Source organism: Rhizobium sp. SRDI943 (assembly GCF_057653695.1).
In genome coordinates, this window is sequence record NZ_CM172787.1 from 2100387 (window position 1) to 2126158 (window position 25772).

Here is a 25772-nt window from a genome sequence, read left to right on the forward strand (position 1 = left end):
GATGCATTTCTGGGTGGAGTCTCGATGTTCAAGAAAATCCTGATCGCGAATCGCGGCGAAATCGCCTGCCGCGTGATCAAGACTGCGCGCCGTATGGGCATTTTGACCGTCGCGGTCTATTCGGATGCGGATCGGGACGCGCTGCATGTCGAGATGGCTGACGAGGCTGTGCATATCGGCCCGGCCGCGGCGTCCGAGAGTTATCTGGTTGCCGAAAAGATCATTGCCGCCTGCAAGGCAACTGGTGCGGAGGCGGTGCATCCGGGTTACGGCTTCCTCTCCGAACGCGCCTCCTTTTGCGCTGAACTGGAAAAGCAGGGCATCGTCTTCATCGGCCCGAAGCCGAAGGCCATCATGGCGATGGGCGACAAGATTGAATCGAAGAAATTCGCCAATGCCGCCGGCGTCTCCACCGTGCCCGGCCATCTCGGCATCATCGAGGATGCCGCCCATGCGGAAGTGATATCAGGCGGGATCGGTTATCCCGTCATGATCAAGGCGTCGGCCGGCGGCGGCGGCAAGGGCATGCGCATTGCCTGGAACGAGGCGGAAGTGCCCGACGGCTTCGAGCGCGCCCGCTCGGAGGCGAAAAGCTCGTTCGGCGACGACCGCGTCTTCATCGAGAAGTTCGTCGTCGAGCCGCGCCATATCGAGATCCAGGTCCTGGCCGATGCGCATGGCAACGTCGTCTATCTCGGCGAGCGCGAATGCTCGATCCAGCGGCGGAACCAGAAGGTGGCGGAAGAGGCGCCCTCGCCCTTCCTCGACGAAGCGACCCGCAAGGCGATGGGCGAACAATCGGTGGCTCTGGCGAAAGCCGTCGATTACCAGAGCGCCGGCACCGTCGAATTCATCGTCGACCGAGACCGCAATTTCTATTTTCTCGAAATGAATACCCGCCTGCAGGTCGAGCATCCCGTGACCGAACTCATTACCGGCATCGATCTCGTCGAGCAGATGATTCGTGTTGCAGCGGGAGAGCCCCTTCCCTTTGCTCAGCAGGACATCAGGCTCGACGGCTGGGCGATCGAGAGTCGGCTCTATGCCGAAGACCCCTACCGCAACTTCCTGCCCTCGATCGGTCGCCTGACGCGCTACCGCCCGCCGGCGGAAGGCAGGACCGGCAATGTCGTCGTCCGCAACGATACCGGCGTCTTCGAAGGCGCCGAGATCTCGATGTATTACGATCCGATGATCGCCAAGCTCTGCACCTGGGCGCCGACGCGGCTGGAGGCGATCGAGGCCATGGGCCGGGCGCTGGACGGCTTCGTCGTCGATGGCATCGAGCACAATGTTCCTTTCCTGTCGGCGCTGATGAAACATCCGCGCTGGCGCGAAGGCCGGCTTTCCACAGGCTTCATAGCCGAGGAATATCCTGACGGCTTCGCGCCGATGAAACCGGACCCCGCGGAAGAAGCCGTGCTTGCCGCGATCGCCCTCTCCGCCTCGCTGATCGAGACGAACCGCCGTGAACGTTTCGCCGATCGTCTGCGCGCCGCATCGGGCGCGCTGCGCGAGGAATGGGTGATCAAGATCGGCGACAACCACGTCGCGGCAAGATTGCTCGATGGCCTCGTCACTATCCCCTTCGATATGGATATCGCGATCGATGGGGCGATAGAGGGCGGGAGCCAGAATGTTGTCACCGATTGGAGACCGGGCGACCCTGTCTGGAGGGGCAAGGTCGGCGGTCGCGACATCACCGCGCAGATCCGCCCCGTTCTGAACGGCTTGCGCATCGACTGGCAGGGACTTTCAGTGACGACCAAGGTCTTTTCGCCGCGTCATGCCGAGCTCGACAGGCTGATGCCGGTGAAGCTGCCGCCCGATACTTCCAAGCTCCTGCTCTGCCCGATGCCCGGCCTCGTCGTCGCCATCGCGGTGGCCGAGGGCCAGGAGGTCAAGGCCGGTGAGACGCTTGCGATCGTTGAAGCGATGAAGATGGAAAACGTGCTGCGCGCCGACCGCGATCTCGTCGTCTCGAAGATCAATGCCGCGGCCGGCGAAAGCCTGGCCGTCGATGCCGTCATCATGGAATTCGCCTGAGAGACAAGCCAGGCGGCCGGCTTCACATCGGCCCGGCTTGCCGACCATGCCAAGCTCAGCCCGACAAGCAGCTGGGTACCGACAAAATCAGCAGGGAGATATCAAGATGGACGTTCGCGCCGCCGTTGCCCTTCAGGCAGGAAAACCGCTGGAAGTGAAGGCCGTGCAGTTGGAGGGGCCGCGGGCCGGCGAAGTGCCGGTGGAGGTCAAGGCGACGGGGGCTGCGGCCACCTATAGGGCAGACCTCAGGAGTCTTGATGAACTTACCACGCGGGAACTCTACGACCTCTTGAGAATGCGCGTCGATGTCTTCGTCGTCGAGCAGAACTGCCCCTACCCGGAGCTTGACGGAAAGGATATCGATGCCTTGCATCTGCGGCTGCTGGAAGGTGGCAAACTCCTGGGCGCGGCGCGAATCCTGAAACCGTATGAGCCACAGGATCCGTCGAAGATCGGCCGCGTTGTCGTCTCGCCTGACCATCGCGGCAAGCGGCTGGGCGATGTACTGATGAGCGAGGCGATTGCCGCTTGCGAGCGGCTTTATCCGGAAAATCCCATTGCCTTGTCGGCACAGGCCCATTTGCGCCGGTTCTACGAATCTTTCGATTTCATCGCGGTGTCACAGGAATATCTGGAAGACGGCATTCCCCATATCGATATGGTCCGCCCGCCGGCCACGCAACCGGCATAAGGATATTGCCATGATCTATGTCGACGCCGATGCCTGCCCGGTGAAGCCGGAAATCCTGAAGGTGGCCGAACGCCACAGCCTCGAAGTCACCTTCGTTGCCAATTCCGGCCTGCGTCCCTCGCGCGATCCGATGATCCGCAACGTCATCGTCTCCAACGCCTTCGACGCCGCCGACAACTGGATCGCCGAACGTGCCGGCACGGGCGATGTCGTCGTCACCGCCGATGTGCCGCTTGCCGTGCGCTGTGTCGCGACCGGCGCCTTCGTCAGCGGCCCCACAGGGCGCGTCTTCGACGAGACCAATATCGGCATGGCGAGCGCCATGCGCGATCTCGGCGCGCACTTGCGCGAAACCGGCGAGAGCAAGGGCTACAACGCCGCCTTCAGCCCGAAGGACCGCTCACGCTTCCTCGAAACCTTTGATCGCCTCTGCCGCCGCGCCAAGAGCCTTGCCTCGGAGGCTGGCGGGCAGCCGTGATGCAGCAACTAAAGCTGCTACAGCGTCCTTTGCACGTCTGAAAGCCGCGCGGCGCTGTAGACAGCAAGAAACGGGTGGCATGGCAGCCATGCCGATTCCTATCTTGAAGTCGGCCGTTTCCTCACGCATTATAAGCGCTATCGCAGACGACTGCGGCATCCTCTGGGATGCAACTGTCGCGGGGACGGCCTCGCTCTTGAACAAGGAGAGTCGCATGGCCTGGTTTCTGCTTTTTCTCGCCGGTCTTTTCGAATGTGGCTGGGCAATCGGCCTTAAATATACCGAGGGTTTCACACGTCCGCTGCCGACGGCGCTGACCGTCATATCCATGGTGGTAAGCATCGTGCTGCTCGGCCTGGCGGTGAAGCACCTGCCGATCGGCACCGCCTATGCGGTCTGGACCGGCATCGGCACGGTCGGTACCGTATTTCTCGGCATCTGGCTGCTTGGCGATGAGGCAAGTGTCTCCCGTCTTGCCTGCATCACGCTGATCGTCGCCGGCATCGCTGGTCTGAAGCTTACCGCCTGATGTGAAGGTTGAGGGGCGTCGCGACGCCCCTCAGTCTATCGTTCAGGCTGCTTTGCGGTTATCGACGGCAAAAGCGCCGGGACCGGAGAAGAACAGGTAGAGGAAGACGAAGCAGAACAGGATCGCGGCGTCGCCCTGGTTGACGGCCGGGAAGAAGCTGCTCGGGGCATGCGCCATGAAATAGGCGACGGCCATCTCGCCGGCCAGCAGGAAGGCGACCGGGCGCGTCAGCAGGCCGACGAGAATGAGGATGCCGCCGATAAGCTCAAGAAGGGCGGCGAACAGCATCAGCGGCGGCAGCGAGCCCTCCATCTGCGCGACCGGGAAAGCGAAAAGCTTCATCGTGCCGTGTTCGATGAACAGCAGCGCGGTGATGATTCTGAGAGCGGCCAGCCCATAGGGGCGATAGGCAGAAAGACGCTCGAAAGTTGACATTAAACCTCTCCTTTAAAATAATAAGAGCCGAGCGTTAGCCTGTCCTCCGCAAGGATTGAACACACGGATCGCTGACGGCCGTTCACTTTTTCGACAGCGGCTAAACACCTGACCGGACAGTTTTATTCGCCGGCAGCCGTCAAAGCGGAATGTTGTCGTGTTTCTTCCAGGGATTGGCGAGATCCTTGTTGCGCAACATCTTTAGACCGCGCGCCAGCCGCCTGCGGGTCGAGTGCGGCATGATCACCTCATCGACATAACCGCGCTCGGCGGCGACGAAGGGCGAGAGAAACCGGTCCTCATACATTTTCGTGTGCGCAGCGATCTTCTCCGGATCGGCAATATCCTTGCGGAAGATGATCTCGACGGCGCCCCTGGCGCCCATCACGGCGATCTGTGCCGTCGGCCAGGCATAGTTGAGGTCGCCGCGCAGATGCTTCGACGCCATCACATCATAGGCGCCGCCGAAGGCCTTGCGGGTGATGACGGTGAGCTTCGGCACCGTCGCCTCGGCATAGGCAAAGAGCAGTTTGGCGCCGTGCTTGATGAGGCCGCCATATTCCTGCGCCGTACCCGGCAGGAAGCCCGGCACGTCGACGAAGGTGACGATCGGAATATTGAAGCAGTCGCAGAAGCGCACGAAACGGGCCGCCTTGCGTGAGGCGTCGCTGTCGAGAACACCGGCCAGCACCATCGGCTGGTTGGCGACGAAACCGACGGTGGAGCCTTCGACGCGGCCGAAGCCGCAGACGATGTTTTTGGCAAAGCTCGTCTGGATCTCGAAGAAATCCCCCTCGTCGGCCACCTTTCGGATCAGTTCCTTGATGTCGTAAGGCTTGTTGGAGCTCGCCGGCACCAGTGTATCGAGCGACATGTCGACCTCTGTCACCGACTGGTAACATTCGATCTCCGGCAATGGCGCGGTGTTCGAAAGCGGAAGGAAATCGATCAGCCGTCGCACCTGCAGCAGCGTTTCGACATCATTGTCATAGGCGCCGTCGGCAATCGACGAGCGCACCGTATGCACGATAGCGCCGCCGAGTTCTTCTGCCGTCACTGTCTCGTTGGTGACGGTTTTCACCACATCGGGACCGGTGACGAACAGGTAGGAGGTATCACGCACCATGAAGATGAAATCGGTCATGGCAGGCGAATAGACGTCGCCGCCGGCGCAAGGACCCATGATCACCGAGATCTGCGGAATGACGCCCGAGGCCAGCACATTGCGCTGGAACACCTCGGCATATCCGCCGAGGGCCGCCACGCCCTCCTGGATGCGGGCGCCGCCCGCATCGTAGATACCGACGATCGGCGCGCGGTTCTTCAGCGCCATGTCCTGCACTTTCATGATCTTCTCGGCATGCGCCTCAGACAGCGAGCCGCCGAAGACGGTGAAGTCCTTGGCGAAGACGAACACGGTGCGGCCATTGACCGTGCCCCAACCGGTGACGACGCCGTCGCCGGCGATACGGCTCTTGTCCATGCCGAAATCGGTGGAGCGGTGTTCGACGAACATGTCGAACTCCTCGAAGGAACCTTCGTCGAGGAAGAGGTCGATGCGCTCGCGCGCCGTCAGCTTGCCGCGCTTGTGCTGGGCGTCGATACGCGCCTCGCCGCCGCCGAGGCGGGCAATGTCGCGGCGCCGTTCCAGTTCTTCGAGAATTTCCTTCATGCGATCTCCCTCGCCGCTGCGGGCGGCAATCCGGCGGTTAAAACGTCGCGCTAATGAGCGCGCCCGCTGAGTGAGAAAACCGAGCGTATCCTAGCAGCGGCGTCCTCAGCCAGGATCTCGTCGGCAAGCTTGGGATCGGCAGCGATGCTGGTGACGTCGAAGGCGCTGACGGCGATGACCGAGCCGTCCTCCACCGAGGCCGCGTCGATGCTGATTTTGACGACGTTGCGGTCCTTCTGGAAGCCGAGGCCCTTCTGGATGGAAACCACGCGGATCGTCAGCACCACCCGCGGCAGCACGGTGTCGCGCACGGTGGCATTGATCGCTGCGTTGACACGGTCGTTGATGCCGGAAAGCAGCTCGGCCGGCATGTTCGGGCCGGAGAGAACGACGGCGCTGCGCACATCATAGACCGGCGCCGCCGGCTTGGTGACCGAGAGACTGCCGCAGGCCGTGAGCGCGACACAGACGAGTGTCGCCCGGCAAAAACACGACCTCAGCCAATTCATTGCAAAAATCCCGCACCACCCCGTTGGAGTCGCAGACTTCGTCATAATGCATTGGAAGGCAATATGTTTCAGGCGCTTAGGGCAAAAAAAACATCCGCTGCGGCCTTGAACTCGGCAAAGCGCTTGGCCCGCCGCTGCTCGGCTTCCTCGTCGCTGCCCCAATGCTCGATCGTCCAATCTTCGTCGAGATGGGCAAGCGACCAAGCCTCCTCCACCGTCACCCGGCCCTCGGCGAAGGCAAGCGCCAGGATCGCTGAGCCGGTCAGCGTGGTGACTGTGTGGAGGGCGGCCAGCGCCATCGGGCTATCATATCTTGCGAGCGTGACGGCGAAGGCGGCCGTCGCCTCGCGCGGCTGCTCCTGCGGCATCACCCCTTCGACGAGGATGAAGCGGGCGCCGAGATCATTCGCTGCCCAGTCGATCACCGGATCCCAGTGCTCGGCCTGGCGCTCGACCAGCAATTCCGGCTCCTCGGCGCGATAGCAGATGAGGTCGCTCGCGGAAAAGCGCAATATATCCTCGAAGATCGCCTGCGCGTTGGCGGCAACCCCGTCGAGTGCGGTGTTGACGAGCCGGGTCACCGGCATGCTTACGGGATTGATCTCTTCGCCCTGCGCCTGCCATTCGGCGGCGACAAGCCGCGCGAGCGCCTCGGTCGGCACGGCGAGAACTTGGCGCGCCGGCGTACGCACCATCTTGCCGTCGAGGGTGATCGCAAAACCACCCTCGTGCTCGGCAACGGAGACGTCGGTATAGAAGCGCTTCGGCAGCGGCTTCTTCATCTGAATCTGCGCGCGGCGGATGGGATCGGGATGGCTCAGGCCTTCGGAAAGGTCGTTCAGCAGATCGCGCATGGGCTCACCTCAGGAAAAATGACGCAATATCTCGTTGGGATGGTAGGCGATCGCATCAGCGCCGTTGGCGATCAGCTCATCCACGCTGGCATAGCCCCAGGCAACGCCGATCGCCTTGGCGCCGGCAGCCTTTGCCATCTGCATATCGTAAACCGCATCGCCGATGACAATGGTGTCGGCAGCATTCATTCCTGTTTCATCGCAGCATTCCGTCACCATGGCCGGATGCGGTTTGGAGGGGCAATCGTCGGCGGTGCGTGCGACAATGAAATGCTTGTCGAAGCCATGCGTCTCCATCACCACCTTGAGCCCGCGGCGGGATTTGCCCGTCACCGCGCCGATCAGCAGGTCATCGCGTCCGCTGATCGCGTCGATCATCTCGCGAATGCCGGGAAACAGCGGCTCCTTGTAGTCAAGATCCTGACGCACGATCGAGAACAGCGATTTGTAATGCGCCGTCATGTCTATGTCTTCCTGCTCCACATGCGGCCTGCCCTGCATGCGGGCAATCGCAATATCGAGGGACAGGCCGATAATGGCCTTGGTGTCTTCAAATCGCGGTTCCGGCTTGCCGAACTTTTCGAAGGTCCTGCGCATGGTTTCGTGGATCAGACTGGCACTGTCGACCAGCGTGCCGTCGCAATCGAAAAGCGCCAGTTTCATTCGGCGTCCCTTTCGGCACCGGCAAGGTCGAGACCGAGAAGGTTCCAGGTCTGCACCATATGCGCTGGCAGCGGCGCACTGATGCGCAGGCGGCCGCCGGAGGGATGCGGGATGTCGATGTGACGCGCGTGCAGATGCAGCTTCTTCTGGACGCCGCCTGGAAAATCCCAATTCGGATCGTCGTCGAAATATTTCGGATCGCCGATGATCGGATGGCCGATATGCAGGGCATGGACGCGCAACTGATGCGTACGGCCGGTATAGGGCTCCATCTCCAGCCAGGCGAGGTTCTGTGCCGCCGTCTCCAGCACGCGGTAGAAGGAAATCGCATGATCGGCGCCGTCCTCGCCGTGCTTGGCGATGCGCATGCGGTCGCCGTCGGCGGTCGGCTCCTTCACCAGCCAGGTCGAGATCTTGTCCTCGTGCTTGCGCGGCACGCCCTTGACCAGCGCCCAGTAGGTCTTCTTGGTGTCGCGCTCGCGGAAGGCAGCCGTCAGCTTCTGCGCCGCGCCGCGGGTGCGGGCGATGACGAGAACACCCGATGTGTCGCGGTCGAGGCGGTGGACGAGCCGCGGCTTCTCACCCTTCGGGCTGGTCCAGGCTTCGAGCATCTGGTCGATATGCCGGGCCACACCCGAGCCGCCCTGCACCGCAAGACCGGGTGGCTTGTTGAGCACGATCACCTTTTCGTCCTCGTGCAGCACCATGCGCGACAAGAGTTGGAAATCCGTCGAATGTTTGAGATCCTTGCCGGCGATCGGTCCGGATTTCAGCTTCGCATCGACATCCATCGGCGGCACGCGCACCGTCTGGCCGGGCTGCACGCGCGCATCCGATTTGACACGCCCACCGTCGACGCGCACCTGGCCGGAGCGCAAGAGCTTTTGCAGCGGACCGAAGCCGAGCCCCGGAAAGTGCACCTTGAACCAGCGATCGAGCCGCATGCCGGCTTCGTCGGGTTCAACCTTGATATGTTCTATGCCAGCCATAAACGATCTTTCGGAAATTGCAGCGCAGGCCGAGCCGGCGTTCTTGCCGCAGCCTTTAGAGCATTTTCAAGCAAAACGGAAACCGGAAAAGAAATCAGGCCAAAGCGCGCATGACGGCGAGCCCGGCGATGACGGCCGCCATCGAAAGTCCGACGCTCGCAGCGATGTAGATACCGCCGGCGACGGCCTCGCCGCGCTCGAACAGCGAGATCGCATCCAGCGAGAAGGCCGAGAAGGTTGTGAAGCCGCCGAGGAAGCCGGTGATCAGCAGCAGGCGCAGCTCCACCGAGGCGTTGAACTTCCGCGCGATTAGCTCGGCGAAGACGCCGATGACGAAGCAGCCGACAACATTGACGGCGAGCGTGCCCCACGGAAATGCCGGACCCATGAGTCTCAGCGCCCACTGGCCGACATAATATCTGAGAAGAGAACCGATGGCGCCGCCAACGGCGACGAGAAGAGCCTGGATCATCAGCCGGATTTATCGCAACTCCGCAGCGATTCCAATCGAGAAGGAATGAATTCTTACCATCCGGTAAAATGCCGATGATTTTTTTATGATGGCGCCAAGATCGTGCCGATACCGTGATGGCATGACCCAGCTCCTGTCGATATCGGCCAACACCGCCGCCATTGCCTTCGAATCGCTCCGAATCCCGCAGCGTGTCGCGACGAGCACTGCGGCGCGCGATGCCCGCCGCGTTGCCGACCGGCAGTTGAAGGCTGAAGGAGCTGAAGAAATAGACGAGCCCTCCAGCATCATCCAGTCGACCGAAGTGGCACTCGACCTGATGGCAAAGGGCAACCGCCAGCCGCAGGCCGGCCTGAAACAGGCACTGCGATCCTACGAAGACTTCTGAGGCGATCGCCTTCCAAACGACAGCCCGCGACTGCCGTTACAGTCGCGGGCTTTTCTGTTTAATGAGTCTGCTCTCACTTGCCCTGTGCCGACAGCACCTGCAGCACCAGATCGACCTTGCCGGCCTTTTCGAAGGTCAGCGTCACCGGCACCGTATCGCCCTGCTTGAACGGCGTCTTCACCTTCTGGAACATCAGGTGCAGGTTGCCGGGCTCGAGCTTGACCGTCTCGCCGGCGCCGATGGCGATGCCGTCCTTCAGCTGGCGCATCCGCATGACATTGTCCTTCGTCACCATCTCGTGAATCTGAACCTCGCCTGATACAGGCGAGCTAACGGACACCAGGCGATCGTCCGTCTGGCCGTTATTCTTCACCGTGAAGAAGCCGCCGCCGACCGGCTGGCCGGGCAGCATCGCCTTGGCGAAGCCGCCGGAGACTTCGAGATCGCCGGCCTTGACCGTTTCGCCGGCCGGCGCCGCAGCGCCCATGCCTGCCATACCGGACATATCCATGCCGGCCATGTCGTCATGGTCATGGCCACCTTCGCCGGCGACGACCTTCAACAGCGGCGCCGGGCTTTTCAGTCCGTGCGCGTCGCCGCCTCCCGCCGCCACCTGATCCCAGGCCGTGACCGTCTCGCCGCACATCTGCGTCACCGGAAAGGCGAGCGAGGTGCCGGCCTCAACGCCTGATACTTTACCCTGGATGACGAAGGTATCGTAGAAATCGTCGGAGAGATTGCCGTTCTTCCAGCGTACTTCGATCGCGCCGGTTTTCACCTTGTCACCGTGATTGTCGTAGGTCTTCTGGTAGTCACCCTTGATCACCTCGAGCTCCCAGCCTGCCTTCGGCTGCGGCTTGGCGAAGACGAATCCCTCAGGCAGCTTGACCCGCACTTCCGTGGTCGCCTTGCCGTCGCAGCCATGCGGCACCTGCAGCGTGGCGAGAATGGTGCTGTCCTGCGTCGCCTCTCTGTCGAGGAAGGTCACATGCGCCTCGGCGCTGGCAAAGGCGGTCGCGGAAAGAACGGCGGCAAGCCCGAATGTCTTGCCAAATGTCTTGATAGTTTTCATCGGATGTCTCCTCGCCGGCCACGGACCTCTCTCGGGCGGACCGGCATGCTGCATCATGGATTGCGAAGGCAGATCAGGCGAGGATGGGAGGCGCGCGGGAATTCGGCCGGCTGACAGCGCTTGCGCCTGAAACGGCTGATGTTTCGATCGGCGAATTCATCAGCGAAGCGAGTTTGCGCTCGAGCCACGAGCCCGCATCCGGCGTCGGCAGGATGGTGGAGGCCGACAGCCGGCAGGCTTCGCAATTCGGCTTGAAGGCGACGGTCTTGCCGTCGGCATCCTTCACGGTGACGCAGAGCGAGGCGAAGGTGCCGTCGGGCAGCACATAGGCCGCGGCATCATAGCCTTCGGCGGCGACAGCCTGTGGCACCTGATGGGCGAGGCCGAGCAAAAGCAGGCTCAATGCGCAAAGCATGCGCAGGAAGAGCGTCGCTTTCAGTCCGGTCTGCCGCATGAGATCCCCTTCAACAGAAGGCCGCGATAGCCGGTTTTAGCACGGAATGCAAAAGCAGATTTGCCTGAGATCAACGCTTGCTGGGAATAAGACGACAAAAATTTGCCCGGTCACGACATTTGGTCTTGCCAAGTGCTGCACCCGCCGGATAATTGCGCCAACCTTGTTGGGAGAAGCCGGTGCTTTCGCCACCGGTGCCGAAGGAGCAACCGCCCCGGAAACTCTCAGGCAAAAGGACCAGCACGGGGCAGACGGAACTCTGGAGAGAAGCGTTCTCGAAACGCTCGCCGAAGGGATAACAATCTCAGGCAAAGGGACAGAGGGGGCTCAGGAGAGAAGTGCGCAGCCGCGCCTTCAGATTTGAGCCCGCGCCTTCGTGAAGAAGGCGCAAACCCCGGAGGCGTCTTTTGGACGATACTGCTGCCCTGAAAAGAACCCCGTTGCATGCCCTGCATCTCCAGCTCGGCGCCCGCATGGTGCCGTTCGCCGGTTACGACATGCCGGTGCAATATCCGGCCGGCGTGATGAAGGAGCATCTTCATACCCGCGCCGAAGCCGGCCTCTTCGATGTCTCCCACATGGGCCAGGTCATCGTGAAGGCGAAGTCGGGCAGCTATGAGGATGCGGCTCTCGCGCTCGAAAGCCTGGTCCCCGTCGACATATTGGGCCTTGGCGAAGGCCGCCAGCGCTATGGCTTCTTCACCGACGATACCGGCTGCATTCTCGACGACCTGATGATCGCCCATGTCGACGACCACCTCTTCGTCGTCGTCAACGCCGCCTGCAAGGAGGCCGACGTCGCCCATTTGCAGGCACACATTAGCGACCAATGCGACATCACCGTCCTCGATCGCGCCTTGATCGCGCTGCAGGGACCGCGCGCCGTTGCGGTTCTTGCCGAACTCTGGGCCGATGTCGCAGCGATGAAATTCATGGACGTGCGCCACTGCCGTCTGCACGACGTTTCCTGTCTGGTCTCGCGCTCCGGCTATAGCGGCGAGGACGGCTTCGAGATCTCGATTCCATCAGACAAGGCCGTGGATGTCACCAAGCGGCTGCTCGAACATCCGGACGTCCAGGCGATCGGCCTTGGCGCTCGCGATTCGCTGCGCCTCGAAGCCGGCCTCTGCCTCTACGGCAACGATATCGACACGACCACCTCGCCGGTCGAGGCCGCACTCGAATGGGCTATGCAGAAAGCAAGGCGCGGCAGCGGTGCGCGCGCCGGCGGCTTCCCGGGCTCTGGCCGCATCCTCTCCGAACTCGAAAACGGCGCCGCACGCCGCCGCGTCGGCCTGAAGCCAGAAGGCAAGGCGCCAGTGCGCGGCCATGCCAAGCTCTATGCCGATGCCGAGGGCAAGATCGAAATCGGCGAGGTCACCTCGGGCGGCTTTGGCCCCAGCGTCGAAGGCCCCGTCGCCATGGGCTACGTGCAGCTCTCCCATGCTGCGGCAGGCACGCTCGTCTACGCCGAGGTGCGCGGCAAATATCTGCCGACCACCGTCAGCGCCCTGCCCTTCGTCACACCGACCTACAAACGCTAAACCTTTTCCAGAGAGGACCAACCATGCTGAAATTTACCGAAGAACACGAATGGCTGAAGATCGAAGGCGGCGTTGCGACGGTCGGCATCACCACTTATGCCGTCGATCAGCTCGGCGACTTGGTTTTCGTCGAACTGCCGGAAGTCGGCGCGACCTTCTCCAAGAACGGCAATGCCGCGACCGTTGAATCGGTCAAGGCTGCTTCCGACGTCTATTGTCCGCTGGATGGCGAGATCACCGAGGTCAATCCGGCCATCGTTGCAGATCCATCGCTGGTCAATTCCGATCCTCAGGGCGCCGGCTGGTTCTTCAAGCTGAAGCTTGCAAATGCTGCCGACGCCGATGGCCTGCTCGACGAGGCGGCCTACAAGGAGCTCACTGCGTAATGACGACGCCGACAGAATTCCAGTTCACCGACTATCAGCCCTACGATTTCGCCAATCGCCGCCATATCGGCCCCTCGCCGGCCGAGATGACCGACATGCTGAAGGTGATCGGTTATAACAGCCTCGACGGCCTGATCGACGCGACGCTGCCGCCCTCGATCCGCCAGAAGGCGCCGCTCGTCTGGGGCGCGCCGATGACCGAGCGCGAGGCGCTCGACAAGCTGCGCGAGACCGCCAACAAGAACAAGGTGCTGGTCTCGCTGATCGGCCAGGGTTATTACGGCACGATCACGCCGCCGGTCATCCAGCGCAACATCCTGGAAAACCCGGCCTGGTACACCGCCTATACGCCTTACCAGCCGGAGATCAGCCAGGGCCGCCTGGAAGCGCTGCTGAACTACCAGACGATGGTCTGCGACCTCACCGGCCTCGACGTCGCCAACGCCTCGTTGCTCGACGAGGCGACCGCCGCCGCCGAAGGCATGGCGATTGCCGAGCGCGTCGCCAAGTCGAAGGCGAAGGCCTTCTTCGTCGATGCCGACTGCCATCCGCAGACCATTGCCCTGATCCGCACCCGCGCCGAGCCGCTCGGCTGGAGCGTCATCGTCGGCAATCCATTCACCGATCTCGATCCCGTCGATGTCTTCGGCGCGATCTTCCAATATCCCGGCGCGCACGGTCACGTGCATGATTTTACCGGCCTGATCTCGCGCCTGCACCAGACCGGCGCCATAGCGATCGTCGCCGCCGATATCCTGGCGCTGACGCTGCTGAAATCGCCCGGCGAAATGGGTGCCGATATCGCCGTCGGATCCTCGCAGCGCTTCGGTGTGCCGGTCGGCTACGGCGGCCCGCATGCGGCCTATATGTCGGTCAAGGATGTCATCAAGCGTTCCATGCCCGGCCGCCTCGTCGGCGTTTCCGTCGATGCCCGCGGCAACCGCGCCTATCGCCTGTCGCTGCAGACCCGCGAACAGCATATCCGCCGCGAAAAGGCGACGTCGAACATCTGCACCGCCCAGGTACTGCTTGCCGTGATGGCCTCGATGTACGCCGTCTTCCACGGCCCGAAGGGTATCAAGGCGATCGCCCAGCAGGTGCACCAGAAGGCCGTGCTGATGGCCAAGGGCCTGGAAAAGCTCGGTTATGAGGTCGAACCCGAGACCTTCTTCGACACGATCACCGTCGATGTCGGCCATATGCAGGGTCTCATCCTGCGTGCCGCCGTCGCCGAAGGCGTCAATCTGCGCAAGGTCGGCGAAACCAAAATCGGCATGAGCCTCGACGAACGCACCCGGCCGGCGACGCTCGAAGCCGTCTGGCGCGCCTTCGGCGGCAATTTTACCATTGCCGATTTCGAGCCTTCCTACCGCCTGCCGAAGGGCTTGCTCCGCACCAGCGATTACCTCACCCATCCGATCTTTCACATGAACCGCGCCGAAAGCGAGATGACGCGTTACATCCGCCGGCTCTCCGACCGGGATCTGGCGCTCGACCGCTCGATGATCCCGCTCGGTTCCTGCACGATGAAGCTCAATGCGACGGCGGAAATGCTGCCGATCACCTGGCCGGAATTTTCCGACATCCATCCCTTCGTGCCGGCCGACCAGGCGCTCGGCTACCGCGAGATGATCGACGACCTGATCGAAAAGCTCTGCGCCGTCACCGGCTACGACGCCTTCTCCATGCAGCCGAATTCCGGCGCGCAGGGCGAATATGCCGGCCTGCTGACGATCCGCAACTATCATATCGCCAATGGCGACGGCCATCGCGACGTCTGCCTGATCCCGACCTCTGCGCATGGCACCAACCCGGCCTCGGCTCAGATGGTCGGCATGAAGGTCGTCGTCGTCAAGGTGCGCGAAAATGGCGATATCGATCTCGACGATTTCCGCGCCAAGGCTGAGCAGCATGCGGCAAACCTCTCCTGCTGCATGATCACCTACCCTTCGACGCACGGCGTCTTCGAGGAGACCGTCAAGGAAATCTGCGACCTCGTGCACGAGCATGGCGGCCAGGTCTATCTCGACGGCGCCAACATGAACGCCATGGTCGGCCTATCCCGCCCCGGTGACATCGGCTCCGACGTTTCGCATCTCAATCTGCACAAGACCTTCTGCATTCCGCATGGCGGCGGCGGACCCGGCATGGGCCCGATCGGCGTCAAGGCGCATCTGGCCCCCTACCTGCCCGGCCATCCCGAAACCGACGGCCGTCCGGGTGCGGTCTCGGCCGCCGCCTTCGGCTCCGCCTCGATCCTGCCGATCTCCTGGAGCTATTGCCTGATGATGGGCGGCGAAGGCCTGACGCAGGCGACCAAGGTGGCGATCCTCAGCGCCAACTATATCGCCACCCGGCTGAAGGGCGCCTATGACGTGCTCTACAAGTCGTCTGCCGGCCGCGTCGCGCATGAATGCATCATCGACACCCGTCCGCTGGTCGACAGCTCGGGTGTCACCGTCGACGACGTCGCCAAGCGGCTGATCGACTGCGGCTTCCATGCGCCGACCATGAGCTGGCCGGTCGCCGGCACGCTGATGATCGAGCCGACGGAAAGCGAGACCAAGGCCGAACTCGACCGTTTCTGCGAGGCGATGCTGGCGATCCGCGAGGAAGCCCGCGCCATCGAGGATGGCCGCATGGACAAGGTGAACAACCCGCTGAAGAACGCTCCGCACACGGTGGAAGACCTCGTCGGCGAATGGGACCGCCCCTACTCACGCGAACAAGCCTGCTTCCCGCCCGGTGCCTTCCGCGTCGACAAATACTGGTCGCCGGTCAACCGCGTCGACAATGTCTATGGCGACCGCAACCTGATCTGCACCTGCCCGCCGGTGGAAAGCTACGCAGAGGCCGCCGAATAGCGGTCAAGCCTGACGCTGTAGCGACGGGCCCAGCAATCTGAGCCCCTTCCATCAAGGGAGGGGCTTTCCTAATTCTGATAGAAATGTGCGGCTAACCTGTCTTGTTAGCCGATCCAGGTTCAATTCCTCGGCAGGGGCACCAGTTTCCCAGTTCCCCTGCTCTCTATCAGCGTCGAAGCGTGCCGGTTTGCGGGCTAGAACAGGATGATTTTAGGCCGGGTCGGCCTAAAATCTGAATCCTGTTCTACATTATATAGTTAGAGCATGATGTCGTCCGAAAACCGCTTACACTTTTCGGCATCATGCTCTAGAAGCGCTCGCCGACCATATGCTCGCTTTTCGTCCACAATCCCCTGGCCGTCTCGGGATCGAGCGCGTAGGTACGCACGCCTTCGGAAATCGGGCTGATCTCCGCATCCGTCACTTCGGAGACGTGGCAATTCTCGCAATATCTGCCACCGACCGCGTCTGCAGGGGCGACGAAACCTGCCCAGACGGAGGTAGCCGCACCCTGAGGAATCGTCTTCCACTGGAAAGGCGGCTTGCCCTCGGCGGAGAGTGCTGCGTTGATCTGCGTTATCATGCCTTCAATCATGTCAGGGTCGAGATGACGGTCGAGCTCGGTCTGGATGCCGCCGGGATGCAGTGCCGTTGCACGGATGCCGCGCTCCTTGAGGCGCCGGTCGAGTTCCACCGCGAACAGGATATTTGCGGTTTTCGACTGGGCATAGGCCGCCCAGGGCTCATAGGTCTTGCTCTCGAAATTGAGGTCATCGAGGCTGAAAGGTGCCATGCGATGGCCCGAGGATGCGACGATCACCACTCGGCCGCCCGATTTGACGAGCGGTGCGATGCTGTTGACCAGCACGAAATGACCGAGATGGTTGGTGCCGAACTGCGTTTCGAAGCCATCGGCGGTGCGGCCGAAGGGAGCGGCCATCACGCCGGCATTGGCAATGACGACATCGAAGGGCCGGCCATCCGAAATGAGCGCATCGGCACAGGCGCGCACGCTTGCCAGAGAGGCAAGATCAAGCTCGACGATATCAAGGCTGCCGCCATTGGCCGCACCGGCACGCACGACTTCCGTTGCCGCCCTCGCCTTTGCAAGGTCACGTGCCGTACCCGTCACCTGCGCTCCATGGGCTGCCAACACACGCGCGGTTTCCACGCCGAGGCCGGCCGAAACACCCGTCACCAGAACACGCTTGCCCTTGAGATCGACGCCGGCGAGCACCTCATCGGTGGTCGATGTCGCACCAAAAAGTCCACTCATGATTATCTCCTTGATCATGGACGCACCGCTCCAGGCTGGTGGACCATTGCCCGCCGGCCTCAAATGAAATAAAAGGAGGATGCCTCCAGATAAATATGGAGGGTACCTCCGCTTATCAAGGGGACCTCTCGGAAATGGCCGAAAAAAGCGACGAGCCCACCGCCCGAAAGCCGCGTGCGGATGCCGAACGCAATCGTCTTCTGCTGATGGAGACGGCAAAGACCGTCTTTGCCGACAAGGGTTCCAGCGCCAGCCTGGAGGAAATCGCCCGCATCGCCGGCGTCGGCATCGGCACGCTCTATCGCCATTTCCCGACCCGCGACGCACTGGTTTCCGCCATCTACCGCAACGAGACGGCGCAGCTTGCCGCTGCCGCCAAAAGCCTTGCCGAGACACATCCGCCTGTCGAAGCGCTTCGCCTGTGGCTGGTGCAGTTCGTCGACTATGTCGTGACGAAACACGGCATGTCCGAAGTGCTGGATTCTTTGGTCGGCGGCACCTCCGAGCTCTATGCCGATTCTGCCGATTTGATCATAGGTGCCGTCAATCTGCTGGTGGATCGCGCAGTCGCCACCGGTGAAATCCGTCTGGCGATGGACCCGCTCGATATCCTGCGCGCCCTGGCCGGCGGCGCGAGCATCAGCAGTGGCCCCGCCTGGCGGGAGGCGGCAAGGCAACTCATCGATATTCTGATTGCGGGTATGAGAGCCAGTCGCTGAGGCTGTCGTACCATTGCGGCACGGCTGTCTCAGATGACGGTTGGGGACATCGACATGGAGGGTTTCCGCGCGCAAGGTGGAAGAACTTGTCGGCGATTGGGAGCCGCGAACAGGCCTGCTTTCCACCCGGCGCCTTCCGTGTCGACAAATACTGGTCGCCGGTCAACCGCGTCGACAACGTCTATGGCGATCGCAACCTGATCTGCACCTGCCCGCCGGTGGAAAGCTACGCAGAGGCGGCTGAGTAGCAGCGTTAGGCAAAGCTCCTTCCCCAGGTTGGGAGGGTCTGCATGCTTTTGGTGCGCAAGGATCAAATTTAACCTTTCTTAGCAAGTCTCTGTTAGCAATTCAGAAAGGCGGCTTCCATCAACATGGATCTCCGTCGATCCCTTGTTCTGCGTGCAGGTTCTTATGCGTACATCGGCAGTGCCAGCAATCCTCCTCGCCGCCCTGATCCTGTCGGGATGCGCCGCCAGTTCTGGCGCCGAAGATGTGCTGGGCAACGTGCCGTCGTCGGAAACGACCAATGCCATCGCCCAGCCAAGCGGCCCGATTCCTGCCGCTGCCGTGGGCGATCCTGCGCCGCAGGCAAGCCCGCCGCAGCAAGCGTTGCGCTGGGCGGGAGAGGTTCCGGAGCCGCAGGCGCTCGTGTCCGCCGACAGGCCGGTTGGCATGCCGCTGCCGATAGATAAACCGGTCGCGCTGCTGATGCCGGCCAATCCCGCCGGCAATGCAATGCCCGATGTCGGCACGAGATCGCCGACACGCGGCCAAATTTACGGCCACCGCTTCCGCGATGCCAAGCCGATCAACTTCGGCTCCACCTCGCCGAGAAAGCTTGCCGTGCATGGCGTCGATGTCTCGCGTTGGCAGGGCGAGATCGACTGGGAAACGTTGCGGCGGCAAGGCGCCAATTTCGTCTACATCAAGGCGACCGACGGCGGCGATCACCTTGATCCGATGTTCAAGAAAAACTGGCGCCGCGCCAAGGAAGCCGGCCTGAAACACGGCGCCTATCACTTCTTCTATTGGTGCCGGACGGCAGGCGAGCAGGCCGACTGGTTCATCCGCAACGTGCCAAGGGAAGCCAACGCTCTTCCGCCCGTCATCGACGTCGAATGGAACGGCGAATCGAGCTGCAAGAGGCGCATCTCGCCTGCACGTGTCCGGGAAAAGATGCAGGTCTTCATGGACAAGCTGGAGCGCTACTACGGCCAGCGCCCGATCATCTACACGGCGCCGGACTTCTACCGCGACAATTTGAAGGGCCAACTGCTCGACTACCCATTCTGGCTGCGCTCTGTGGCCGCTCACCCCTCCAAGGTCTATCCGGGTCGCAAGTGGCTGTTCTGGCAATATTCCGGATCCGGCCTTTCCGATGGCGTTGACGGCAAGATCGACCTCAACGTGTTCAACGGCAATGAAAGCGATTGGCACGACTGGGTGGCGTCGCGATAGCCGAAGCTTGCAATGGCTCCGCGCCCCGTCCTCACGCGGACTTCTGCACCTTCACCGGCACGCCTTTGTAGGCAGGCGTTCCCGATTTCCGGTCGTAATCGCCAAGCGCGATGACCCTGTTCATCTCGGGATAATATCCGGCGATGGAGCCAACAGGGATGTCGTAGGCCACTGCGGTGAAGCCTCTGACCGCCCTGCTGCTGGTTTCAGCGACCGACTCGATATCAACCTTATCGCCATCGGCGAGGCCGCGTGCGAAGAGATCCCCGCTGTTCATGAAGATCACGTCACGGCGGCCGAAGACGCCACGATAGCGGTCGTCAAGGCTATAGATTGTCGTGTTGTACTGGTCGTGACTGCGCAGCGTTGTCAGAACCAGTGTGTCTGCGTCTGCAAGTCGCGGATCTTCCTCCAGCCCAGGCGCGATGAGGAACTGTGCTTTTCCTGACGGCGTGCGCCATTGCCGGTCGGAGGCCGCCACCGTCAGCCGGAAGCCGCCGGGTTTCCTGACCCGTGTGTTGAAATCATGGAAATCGGGAAAGACCACCTCGATCTTTTCCCGAATGCGATTGTAATCGCTGATCATCCCGTCCCAATCGATACCGTATTTGACGCCGAGCGTTGCCTTGGCGATCCCGGCGATGATCGCCGGTTCGGATCTCAGCTCTTCGCCCGGTGGTTTCAGGAAACCGCGCGAGGCGTGCACCATCGACATGGAATCCTCGACGGTCACCGATTGTGGTCCCGTCGTCTGAATATCCTGGTCGGTGCGGCCGAGAACGGGAAGGATGATGGAGGTTCGGGCGATCAGCAGGTGCGAGCGGTTGGGTTTTGTCGCCAGATGGACCGCAAGATCGAGCTTGCGCATGCCGGCGAATGTCGCCTCCGGATCGGATATGGCGACGGCGAGATTGCCGCCGAGGCAGACCAGCGCCTTCGACCGGCCTTCGATGATCGCCTCGATGGCCTCGACGGCGTTATGGCCCTGCTCCTCCGGCGGGCGAAAGCCAAAGGCCTTTTCCATGCCGTCGAGAAGCGCCTTGTTGGGGATCTCGGTGATTCCGACGGTGCGGTCGCCCTGAACGTTCGAATGCCCCCGCAGCGGGCAGATACCGGCGCCCTGGCGGCCGATATTTCCCCGCAACATCAGGAAATTGGCAAGCTGCTGGACATTGGCAGTGCCGTGGCTGTGCTGGGTGATGCCCATGCCATAGCAGAGGATGACGTTGCGGGCGTTGAGATAGACATCAACGGCGCTGTCGAGCGCCTCGAGCGTCAATCCCGATCTCTTCAGGATCGACGCCCACTCCGTCTTTGCAATATCGGCCTTAAGAGCCTCCAGTCCGATCGTGTGGGCTTCGATGAATTCCCGGTCGAGAAAGCCTTTGCCGCCTGCCGCGATATCGGCATCGTCGCGCTCGAATATCCGCTTCATCAGGCCCTTGAGGGCAGCGAGATCCCCTCCGGTGCGCAGCTGATGATAAGCAGATGCGATCGGCGTCGAAGACATCGTCGCCATTTCCACCGGGTTCTGCGGTGCCGCAAATTTCTCGAGCGCGCGTTCTTTCAGGGGATTGAAGACCACGATCGGGACGCCGCGCCTCGCGGCATCATGCAGAGTGGTCATCATCCGCGGGTGGTTGGTGCCGGGATTGTGGCCGAAGCTGAAGATCGCATCGGCATGATCGAAATCTTCCAAGGTCACCGTGCCCTTCCCGACCCCGATCGAGTCGGGCAGACCGACGCTGGTCGCCTCATGGCACATGTTCGAGCAGTCGGGAAAATTGTTGGTGCCGTAGGCCCTGACGAAAAGCTGGAACAGGAAGGCTGCCTCGTTCGAGGCGCGTCCCGATGTGTAGAATTCGGCCATGTCAGGATCGGGCAGTTTGCGCAGTTCGGCGCCGATCAGCGTGAAGGCTTCCTCCCAGCCGATCGGCAGGTAGCGGTCGCTGGCGTGATCATAGACCAGCGGATGCGTCAGGCGGCCCTGGTCTTCCAGCTGATGGTCGTTACATTGCCACAGTTCGGCGACCGTATGCGCCGCGAAAAAGTCAGGCCCGGCACGTTTCGCCGTGGATTCCCAGGTGATCGCCTTGGCGCCGTTTTCACAGAACTCGAATGAACTCGTATGTTTGGGATCGGGCCAGGCGCAACCCGGACAATCGAACCCCTCGGGCTGATTGGCTTTCAGCAGCGTCGCAGCCCCCTGCGCAATGACCTGCTGGCGCGCAAGGGTTTCGGCGACGGCTTTGAGTGCACCCCAACCGCCGGCAGGGGCCGTGTATTTCTCGATGCCTTTCGGCCGCTTCTTGGTCATCACCTGCTCCACAAATCCGTCCGAGGGCCAGCGCCTATTATCAATGCAAAGGGATGCCATGCGATAGATGGCGCGGACATCCTTTTAAAAGATCGGACCGCTCCGAGGGGGCGGAGCGGTCCTGGCGGATCATGGGATCCACGAGACTCGGCGCGGGAGGGGACATGCCGATGTCTATCGGCACATTCGCGGTGCCGGTCTCCACATGGAAGTCACTTCCGAGAGACAGCCAGACCTTACGTCCCGGCAGCAGACCACGAAACTATACATAGGTATGGGGGATCTTGTTGATACCATATTGCCCAAGCTCGTGGTGCCCGCTGAGACCTAAACAGAAGGATAGGTCCGGCTACACCAGCATTGAATGTCCTGCTTTCCAAACCTGCTCTACGGTTCTTTCAAGGCCAGCGAAGCAGGAACGCCAAATTGACGGCCGCGCAGCCAGATCGCTCATTCCCGAAATCCCCAGCCAGGGAGAACAGCCATGGACCGTATCGAACTCGAAAACCGTCGCAAGGCGTCGCTTGCCACTCCGTCCGACCTTGCCTCCAACGCGACCGCCGACATCTCGGGCCCGCTGGCAGCGCTGCTTGCCGATACCTTTGCCCTCTATCTCAAGACCAAGAACTTCCATTGGCATATGAGCGGCCCGCATTTTCGCGATTATCACCTCCTGCTCGACGAACAGGGCGACCAGATTTTCGCGATGACCGATGCGATCGCCGAGCGCGCCCGCAAGATCGGCGGCATGACGATTCGCTCGATCGGTCATATCGGCCGGCTGCAGCGCCTTCTCGACAATGACGCCGATTTCGTCACGCCGCGCGACATGCTCGCAGAACTGAAAGACGACAACCAGCAGCTCATCTCGTTCATGAGGCAGGCGCACGAGGTCTGCGCCGAGCATAACGACGTCGCCACATCAAGTCTGCTCGAAGTCTGGATCGACGAGACGGAACGCCGCGCCTGGTTCCTGTTCGAAACAACCCGGAACGCCGCATAACCGGCTGACCGTCCGCTGGAAAGGGTAATGTCATGACCACTATCCGGACACTTGAGGATCCTCAACTCGGAAGATTTGGTCTTCTGGCGAAGGCGGCCGCCAACGGATCAGCTTTCGTCGACACTTGTTATGAAGCGCTATGTCACGGACGCGAATGGCCTCCGTTGCGGTCGTTCGGGAACCATGTCAATCGACGCCGGCTGATCATCGGCCAGTTACTCATCCTGGCTGCGGCGCTTGCATTTGCAGCCGCCGCATCGCCCATGTCGGCCCTGGTGGCGGCGTCTCTTATCGCCGCCGCAGGCTCCACTGCCGCCTATCCTGGATACAGTGCCGTGCCGATCCTGAACAGAGGCGACGGCACGAGGCCCTGACCTAAGGCTTTTGCTAACGCAAAGCCTTCAGCATTTCCTAAAGCCTCGCAGCTACAAGCTTACCATCCAGTTCTGGGGAAACGGCTGATGAGCATATCGGGCATTACGAGCACTGCTCTTTCGGGAATGCGGGCACAGACGACGCGAGTTAGCGCGATTGCCAACAACATCGCAAATAGCAGCACGCCGGGCTATGCTAGGCTGAACACCAGCCTCACCTCCGTTGAGTCAGGCGGCGTGCAGGCCGTCGTCAGCCCGACTGCGTCAGATGTCGATCCGGCTGCCGAACTGACCGACCTGATCGAAGCCGATCAGAGCTACAAGGCGAACGCCGTGGTCTTCGAGACCGGCGCCGACATGTGGGAAATGCTCATGAGCATCAAGCGCGACTGAACACGCCCGATTTCATCGGAGACTTGCTGGCCGAGAATTTTCCGCCGCTCTGAAACTGTCAGGAATGCGCCGGTTCGCCCTGGCGCTGGGCGGCAAGGGCCGCGAGATCGGCAGGCTTCAGCTCGACGGATTCACCGCAGCCGCAGGCCGATGTCTGGTTCGGATTGGTGAAGGTGAAGCCGGAGCGGAGCGTCGTCATCTCGAAGCCCATCTCGGTGCCGAGCAGATAGAGAGCTGCGGATGGCTCGACCCAGACTTTGGCACCGTCGCGCTCGATCAGGTCGTCCTTGGCGTTGGGCTCGGTCACCAGGTCGATGGTATATTCCATCCCGGCGCAGCCGCCCTTCTTGATGCCGACGCGCACACCCTTGGCGTCAGGCCCCGAGTTCTCGACGATTGTCTTGACGCGGGCCGCAGCACCGTCCGTCATGCTCATGATTGCAAAGCCCATCGGCCCCATTCTCCTTCCGCAACCGGGGTCAAGATCCGGCGCTTCGTGATTCAAATGTAGTCTTCCGAGGTAAACGGATCAATACCACGGTGCCGTATCAGTACCAGCCGACGGCGACCTGCGCCTCTTCCGACATGCGGTCCGGCGTCCACGGCGGATCGAAGGTCATGGCAACCTCGACGCCCGACACGCCTTCGACGGCGCCGACGGCGTTTTCGACCCAGCCGGGCATCTCGCCGGCAACCGGGCAGCCGGGTGCAGTCAACGTCATCATGATTTTCACCATCCGGTCGTCCTCGATGTCGATCTTGTAGATCAGACCGAGCTCGAAGATGTCGGCGGGAATTTCCGGATCGTAGACCGTCTTCAGCGCGCTGATGACGTCGTCGCTCAGCCGCGCCAGCTCATCGGCCGGAATGCTGGAATGCACGATGCCTTCGCGCACGTCGATCTTCTGTTCGCTTTCGTCCAGGCTCATCACGGACACTCCTCAAGCAAAGAACTTGCGCGCATAATCAAGCGCATCGGCCAGGGCATCGACCTCGGCGCGGGTATTGTACATGCCGAAGGATGCACGGCATGTGGAGGTGACGCCGAAGCGTTTCAAGAGCGGCATGGCGCAATGCGTGCCGGCCCTGACTGCAACACCCTGCCGGTCGATCACCATCGAGACGTCGTGGGCATGAATGCCGGCAAGTTCGAAGGAAAAGATGCTGCCCTTGTCGGGCGCCGTGCCGAAGACTCGCAGCGAATTGACGGATTTCAGCCGCTCGACCGCATAGGCGGCAAGATCGGCCTCATGCCGGGCGATCGCCTCGCGGCCGATCTTCTCCATATAATCGAGCGCATAACCGAGCCCGATCGCCTGCACGATCGGCGGTGTGCCTGCCTCGAAGCGATGCGGCGGGTCGTTATAGGTAACCACGTCCTCGGCGACTTCGAAGATCATCTCGCCACCGCCCTGGAAGGGGCGCATCTCAAAAAGCCGCTCCTTCTTGCCATAGAGCACGCCAATGCCCGATGGGCCGTAGAGCTTGTGGCCGGTCATGACGTACCAGTCGCAATCGATATCCTGCACGTCAACAGGCAGATGCACGGCGCCCTGGCTGCCATCGATCAGCACCGGGATGCCGCGCTCATGCGCGATCCGGCAGACTTCCTTGACGGGAACGATCGTGCCGAGCGCATTCGACATATGGGTGATGGCGACGAGCTTGGTGCGCTCCGTCAGGCTCTTTTCGAAATCCTCGATATGGAAGGCGCCGTCGTCGTCAACAGGCACCCAGACCAGTGTGGCCCCCTGCCGCTCGCGGATGAAGTGCCAGGGCACGATGTTGGAATGATGCTCCATGATCGTCAGCACGATCTCGTCGCCTTCACCAATCTTCGGCATGCCCCAGCCATAGGCGACGGTGTTGATCGCTTCCGTCGAATTCTTGGTGAAGACGATGTCGTTGACCGAGGGCGCATTGAGGAAACGGCGCACCTTCTCGCGCGCTGCCTCATAGGCGTCCGTGGCCGCATTCGAGAGATAGTGCAGGCCACGATGCACATTGGCATATTCATGGGAATAGGCATGCGAGATGGCGTCGATCACCACCTGCGGCTTCTGCGCCGATGCGCCGTTGTCGAGATAGACCAGCGGCTTGCCATGCACCTTCTCCGCGAGAATCGGGAAATCCCGGCGGATGGCTTCGACGTCGTATTGCGTGGCCGGCACTATCTTGTCCATTGA

At 61.7% G+C, this 25772-nt stretch carries 28 protein-coding genes and 1 riboswitch; of the genes, 14 read left to right on the plus strand and 14 right to left on the minus strand.

What is annotated here, in order from left to right:
• Positions 1-24 precede the first annotated feature (24 nt).
• From AC245Y_RS10970 to sugE, 4 genes are all read left to right on the plus strand, one after another.
• Entirely contained in the window at positions 25-2046 is a 2022-nt protein-coding gene (locus AC245Y_RS10970) for an acetyl-CoA carboxylase biotin carboxylase subunit (RefSeq protein WP_017994158.1), read from the plus strand.
• Between the two features lie 106 nt (positions 2047-2152).
• Positions 2153-2737 carry a GNAT family N-acetyltransferase gene (locus AC245Y_RS10975; RefSeq protein ID WP_017994159.1) on the plus strand — a complete coding sequence of 195 codons (585 nt, stop codon included), beginning with the start codon at positions 2153-2155 and terminating at the stop codon, positions 2735-2737.
• 10 nt (positions 2738-2747) lie between these two features.
• Positions 2748-3215 (plus strand): YaiI/YqxD family protein, encoded by a 468-nt coding sequence (locus AC245Y_RS10980; RefSeq protein WP_017994160.1) that lies wholly within the window; start codon positions 2748-2750, stop codon positions 3213-3215.
• A gap of 214 nt (positions 3216-3429) precedes the next feature.
• Complete coding sequence (gene sugE, locus AC245Y_RS10985; RefSeq protein WP_003559670.1) at positions 3430-3744, plus strand: quaternary ammonium compound efflux SMR transporter SugE; 315 nt, start codon at positions 3430-3432, stop codon at positions 3742-3744.
• A 42-nt stretch (positions 3745-3786) separates the two neighbouring features.
• Here sugE and AC245Y_RS10990 read toward each other — a convergent pair whose 3' ends face one another.
• From AC245Y_RS10990 to crcB, 7 genes are all read right to left on the minus strand, one after another.
• On the minus strand, positions 3787-4179 hold the full coding sequence (locus AC245Y_RS10990) for a DoxX family protein (RefSeq protein ID WP_017994162.1): 393 nt from the start codon (positions 4177-4179) through the stop codon (positions 3787-3789).
• A 139-nt stretch (positions 4180-4318) separates the two neighbouring features.
• Positions 4319-5851 (minus strand): acyl-CoA carboxylase subunit beta, encoded by a 1533-nt coding sequence (locus AC245Y_RS10995; RefSeq protein ID WP_017994163.1) that lies wholly within the window; start codon positions 5849-5851, stop codon positions 4319-4321.
• 50 nt (positions 5852-5901) lie between these two features.
• Positions 5902-6360, minus strand: a complete 459-nt coding sequence (locus AC245Y_RS11000) for a calponin homology domain-containing protein (RefSeq protein ID WP_012757579.1) — start codon at positions 6358-6360, stop codon at positions 5902-5904.
• Positions 6361-6428: 68 nt separating this feature from the next.
• Positions 6429-7214 carry an ATP12 family chaperone protein gene (locus AC245Y_RS11005; RefSeq protein WP_017994164.1) on the minus strand — a complete coding sequence of 262 codons (786 nt, stop codon included), beginning with the start codon at positions 7212-7214 and terminating at the stop codon, positions 6429-6431.
• 9 nt (positions 7215-7223) lie between these two features.
• Positions 7224-7877 (minus strand): HAD-IA family hydrolase, encoded by a 654-nt coding sequence (locus AC245Y_RS11010; RefSeq protein ID WP_017994165.1) that lies wholly within the window; start codon positions 7875-7877, stop codon positions 7224-7226.
• Positions 7874-8866 (minus strand): RluA family pseudouridine synthase, encoded by a 993-nt coding sequence (locus tag AC245Y_RS11015; RefSeq protein WP_017994166.1) that lies wholly within the window; start codon positions 8864-8866, stop codon positions 7874-7876. The genes AC245Y_RS11010 and AC245Y_RS11015 overlap by 4 nt, the downstream gene beginning before the upstream one ends.
• Before the next feature lie 94 nt (positions 8867-8960).
• Complete coding sequence (crcB, locus tag AC245Y_RS11020; protein WP_003539962.1) at positions 8961-9338, minus strand: fluoride efflux transporter CrcB; 378 nt, start codon at positions 9336-9338, stop codon at positions 8961-8963.
• A gap of 121 nt (positions 9339-9459) precedes the next feature.
• Between crcB and AC245Y_RS11025 the strand changes: the two genes are divergently transcribed.
• A complete protein-coding gene (locus AC245Y_RS11025; RefSeq protein WP_017994167.1) occupies positions 9460-9726 on the plus strand; it encodes a hypothetical protein in 267 nt (88 codons plus the stop codon).
• A gap of 73 nt (positions 9727-9799) precedes the next feature.
• On the opposite strand, the gene AC245Y_RS11030 is transcribed toward AC245Y_RS11025, so the two are convergent.
• A complete protein-coding gene (locus AC245Y_RS11030; protein ID WP_017994168.1) occupies positions 9800-10798 on the minus strand; it encodes a DUF1775 domain-containing protein in 999 nt (332 codons plus the stop codon).
• A gap of 73 nt (positions 10799-10871) precedes the next feature.
• Entirely contained in the window at positions 10872-11252 is a 381-nt protein-coding gene (locus AC245Y_RS11035) for a hypothetical protein (RefSeq protein WP_017994169.1), read from the minus strand.
• A 157-nt stretch (positions 11253-11409) separates the two neighbouring features.
• Positions 11410-11502: riboswitch (glycine riboswitch) on the plus strand.
• Positions 11503-11659: 157 nt separating this feature from the next.
• Here AC245Y_RS11035 and gcvT point away from each other — a divergent pair.
• From gcvT to gcvP, 3 genes are read left to right on the plus strand one after another with little or no spacing between them, the layout of a single operon-like run.
• Positions 11660-12796, plus strand: coding sequence for a glycine cleavage system aminomethyltransferase GcvT (gcvT, locus tag AC245Y_RS11040; RefSeq protein ID WP_017994171.1), 1137 nt, complete (start codon positions 11660-11662; stop codon positions 12794-12796).
• 23 nt (positions 12797-12819) lie between these two features.
• Entirely contained in the window at positions 12820-13182 is a 363-nt protein-coding gene (gene gcvH, locus AC245Y_RS11045; protein WP_017994172.1) for a glycine cleavage system protein GcvH, read from the plus strand.
• Positions 13182-16046, plus strand: a complete 2865-nt coding sequence (gcvP, locus tag AC245Y_RS11050; RefSeq protein WP_017994173.1) for an aminomethyl-transferring glycine dehydrogenase — start codon at positions 13182-13184, stop codon at positions 16044-16046. Before gcvH ends, gcvP begins: the two co-directional genes overlap by 1 nt.
• Before the next feature lie 307 nt (positions 16047-16353).
• Here gcvP and AC245Y_RS11055 read toward each other — a convergent pair whose 3' ends face one another.
• Positions 16354-17322 carry an SDR family NAD(P)-dependent oxidoreductase gene (locus AC245Y_RS11055; protein ID WP_012757589.1) on the minus strand — a complete coding sequence of 323 codons (969 nt, stop codon included), beginning with the start codon at positions 17320-17322 and terminating at the stop codon, positions 16354-16356.
• Between the two features lie 95 nt (positions 17323-17417).
• On the opposite strand from AC245Y_RS11055, the gene AC245Y_RS11060 reads away from it, so the two are divergent.
• The 3 genes from AC245Y_RS11060 (at position 17418) to AC245Y_RS11070 (ending at position 19499) form a co-directional block, all read left to right on the plus strand.
• On the plus strand, positions 17418-18041 hold the full coding sequence (locus AC245Y_RS11060; RefSeq protein WP_020486980.1) for a TetR/AcrR family transcriptional regulator: 624 nt from the start codon (positions 17418-17420) through the stop codon (positions 18039-18041).
• Between the two features lie 86 nt (positions 18042-18127).
• The gene (locus AC245Y_RS11065) at positions 18128-18289 is read left to right on the plus strand and encodes a hypothetical protein (protein WP_162770400.1); all 162 of its coding nucleotides are present in this window, start codon (positions 18128-18130) and stop codon (positions 18287-18289) included.
• A gap of 163 nt (positions 18290-18452) precedes the next feature.
• Complete coding sequence (locus AC245Y_RS11070) at positions 18453-19499, plus strand: glycoside hydrolase family 25 protein (protein ID WP_017994176.1); 1047 nt, start codon at positions 18453-18455, stop codon at positions 19497-19499.
• Between the two features lie 31 nt (positions 19500-19530).
• Here AC245Y_RS11070 and AC245Y_RS11075 read toward each other — a convergent pair whose 3' ends face one another.
• Positions 19531-21816, minus strand: a complete 2286-nt coding sequence (locus AC245Y_RS11075; RefSeq protein ID WP_017994177.1) for an FdhF/YdeP family oxidoreductase — start codon at positions 21814-21816, stop codon at positions 19531-19533.
• Positions 21817-22300: 484 nt separating this feature from the next.
• Between AC245Y_RS11075 and AC245Y_RS11080 the strand changes: the two genes are divergently transcribed.
• The 3 genes from AC245Y_RS11080 (at position 22301) to AC245Y_RS11090 (ending at position 23586) form a co-directional block, all read left to right on the plus strand.
• A complete protein-coding gene (locus AC245Y_RS11080; RefSeq protein WP_012757593.1) occupies positions 22301-22819 on the plus strand; it encodes a Dps family protein in 519 nt (172 codons plus the stop codon).
• Positions 22820-22983: 164 nt separating this feature from the next.
• Positions 22984-23193 (plus strand): hypothetical protein, encoded by a 210-nt coding sequence (locus tag AC245Y_RS11085; RefSeq protein WP_113545022.1) that lies wholly within the window; start codon positions 22984-22986, stop codon positions 23191-23193.
• An 87-nt stretch (positions 23194-23280) separates the two neighbouring features.
• The gene (locus tag AC245Y_RS11090; protein ID WP_017994179.1) at positions 23281-23586 is read left to right on the plus strand and encodes a flagellar basal body rod protein FlgC; all 306 of its coding nucleotides are present in this window, start codon (positions 23281-23283) and stop codon (positions 23584-23586) included.
• Between the two features lie 58 nt (positions 23587-23644).
• Here AC245Y_RS11090 and sufA read toward each other — a convergent pair whose 3' ends face one another.
• The 3 genes from sufA to AC245Y_RS11105 form a co-directional block, all read right to left on the minus strand.
• Positions 23645-24037, minus strand: a complete 393-nt coding sequence (gene sufA / locus AC245Y_RS11095) for a Fe-S cluster assembly scaffold SufA (protein ID WP_017994180.1) — start codon at positions 24035-24037, stop codon at positions 23645-23647.
• 97 nt (positions 24038-24134) lie between these two features.
• Positions 24135-24515: an SUF system Fe-S cluster assembly protein gene (locus AC245Y_RS11100; protein WP_003559708.1), complete on the minus strand. Its 381-nt coding sequence runs from the start codon at positions 24513-24515 to the stop codon at positions 24135-24137.
• A gap of 12 nt (positions 24516-24527) precedes the next feature.
• Positions 24528-25769 (minus strand): cysteine desulfurase, encoded by a 1242-nt coding sequence (locus AC245Y_RS11105; RefSeq protein ID WP_017994181.1) that lies wholly within the window; start codon positions 25767-25769, stop codon positions 24528-24530.
• Positions 25770-25772 lie beyond the last annotated feature (3 nt).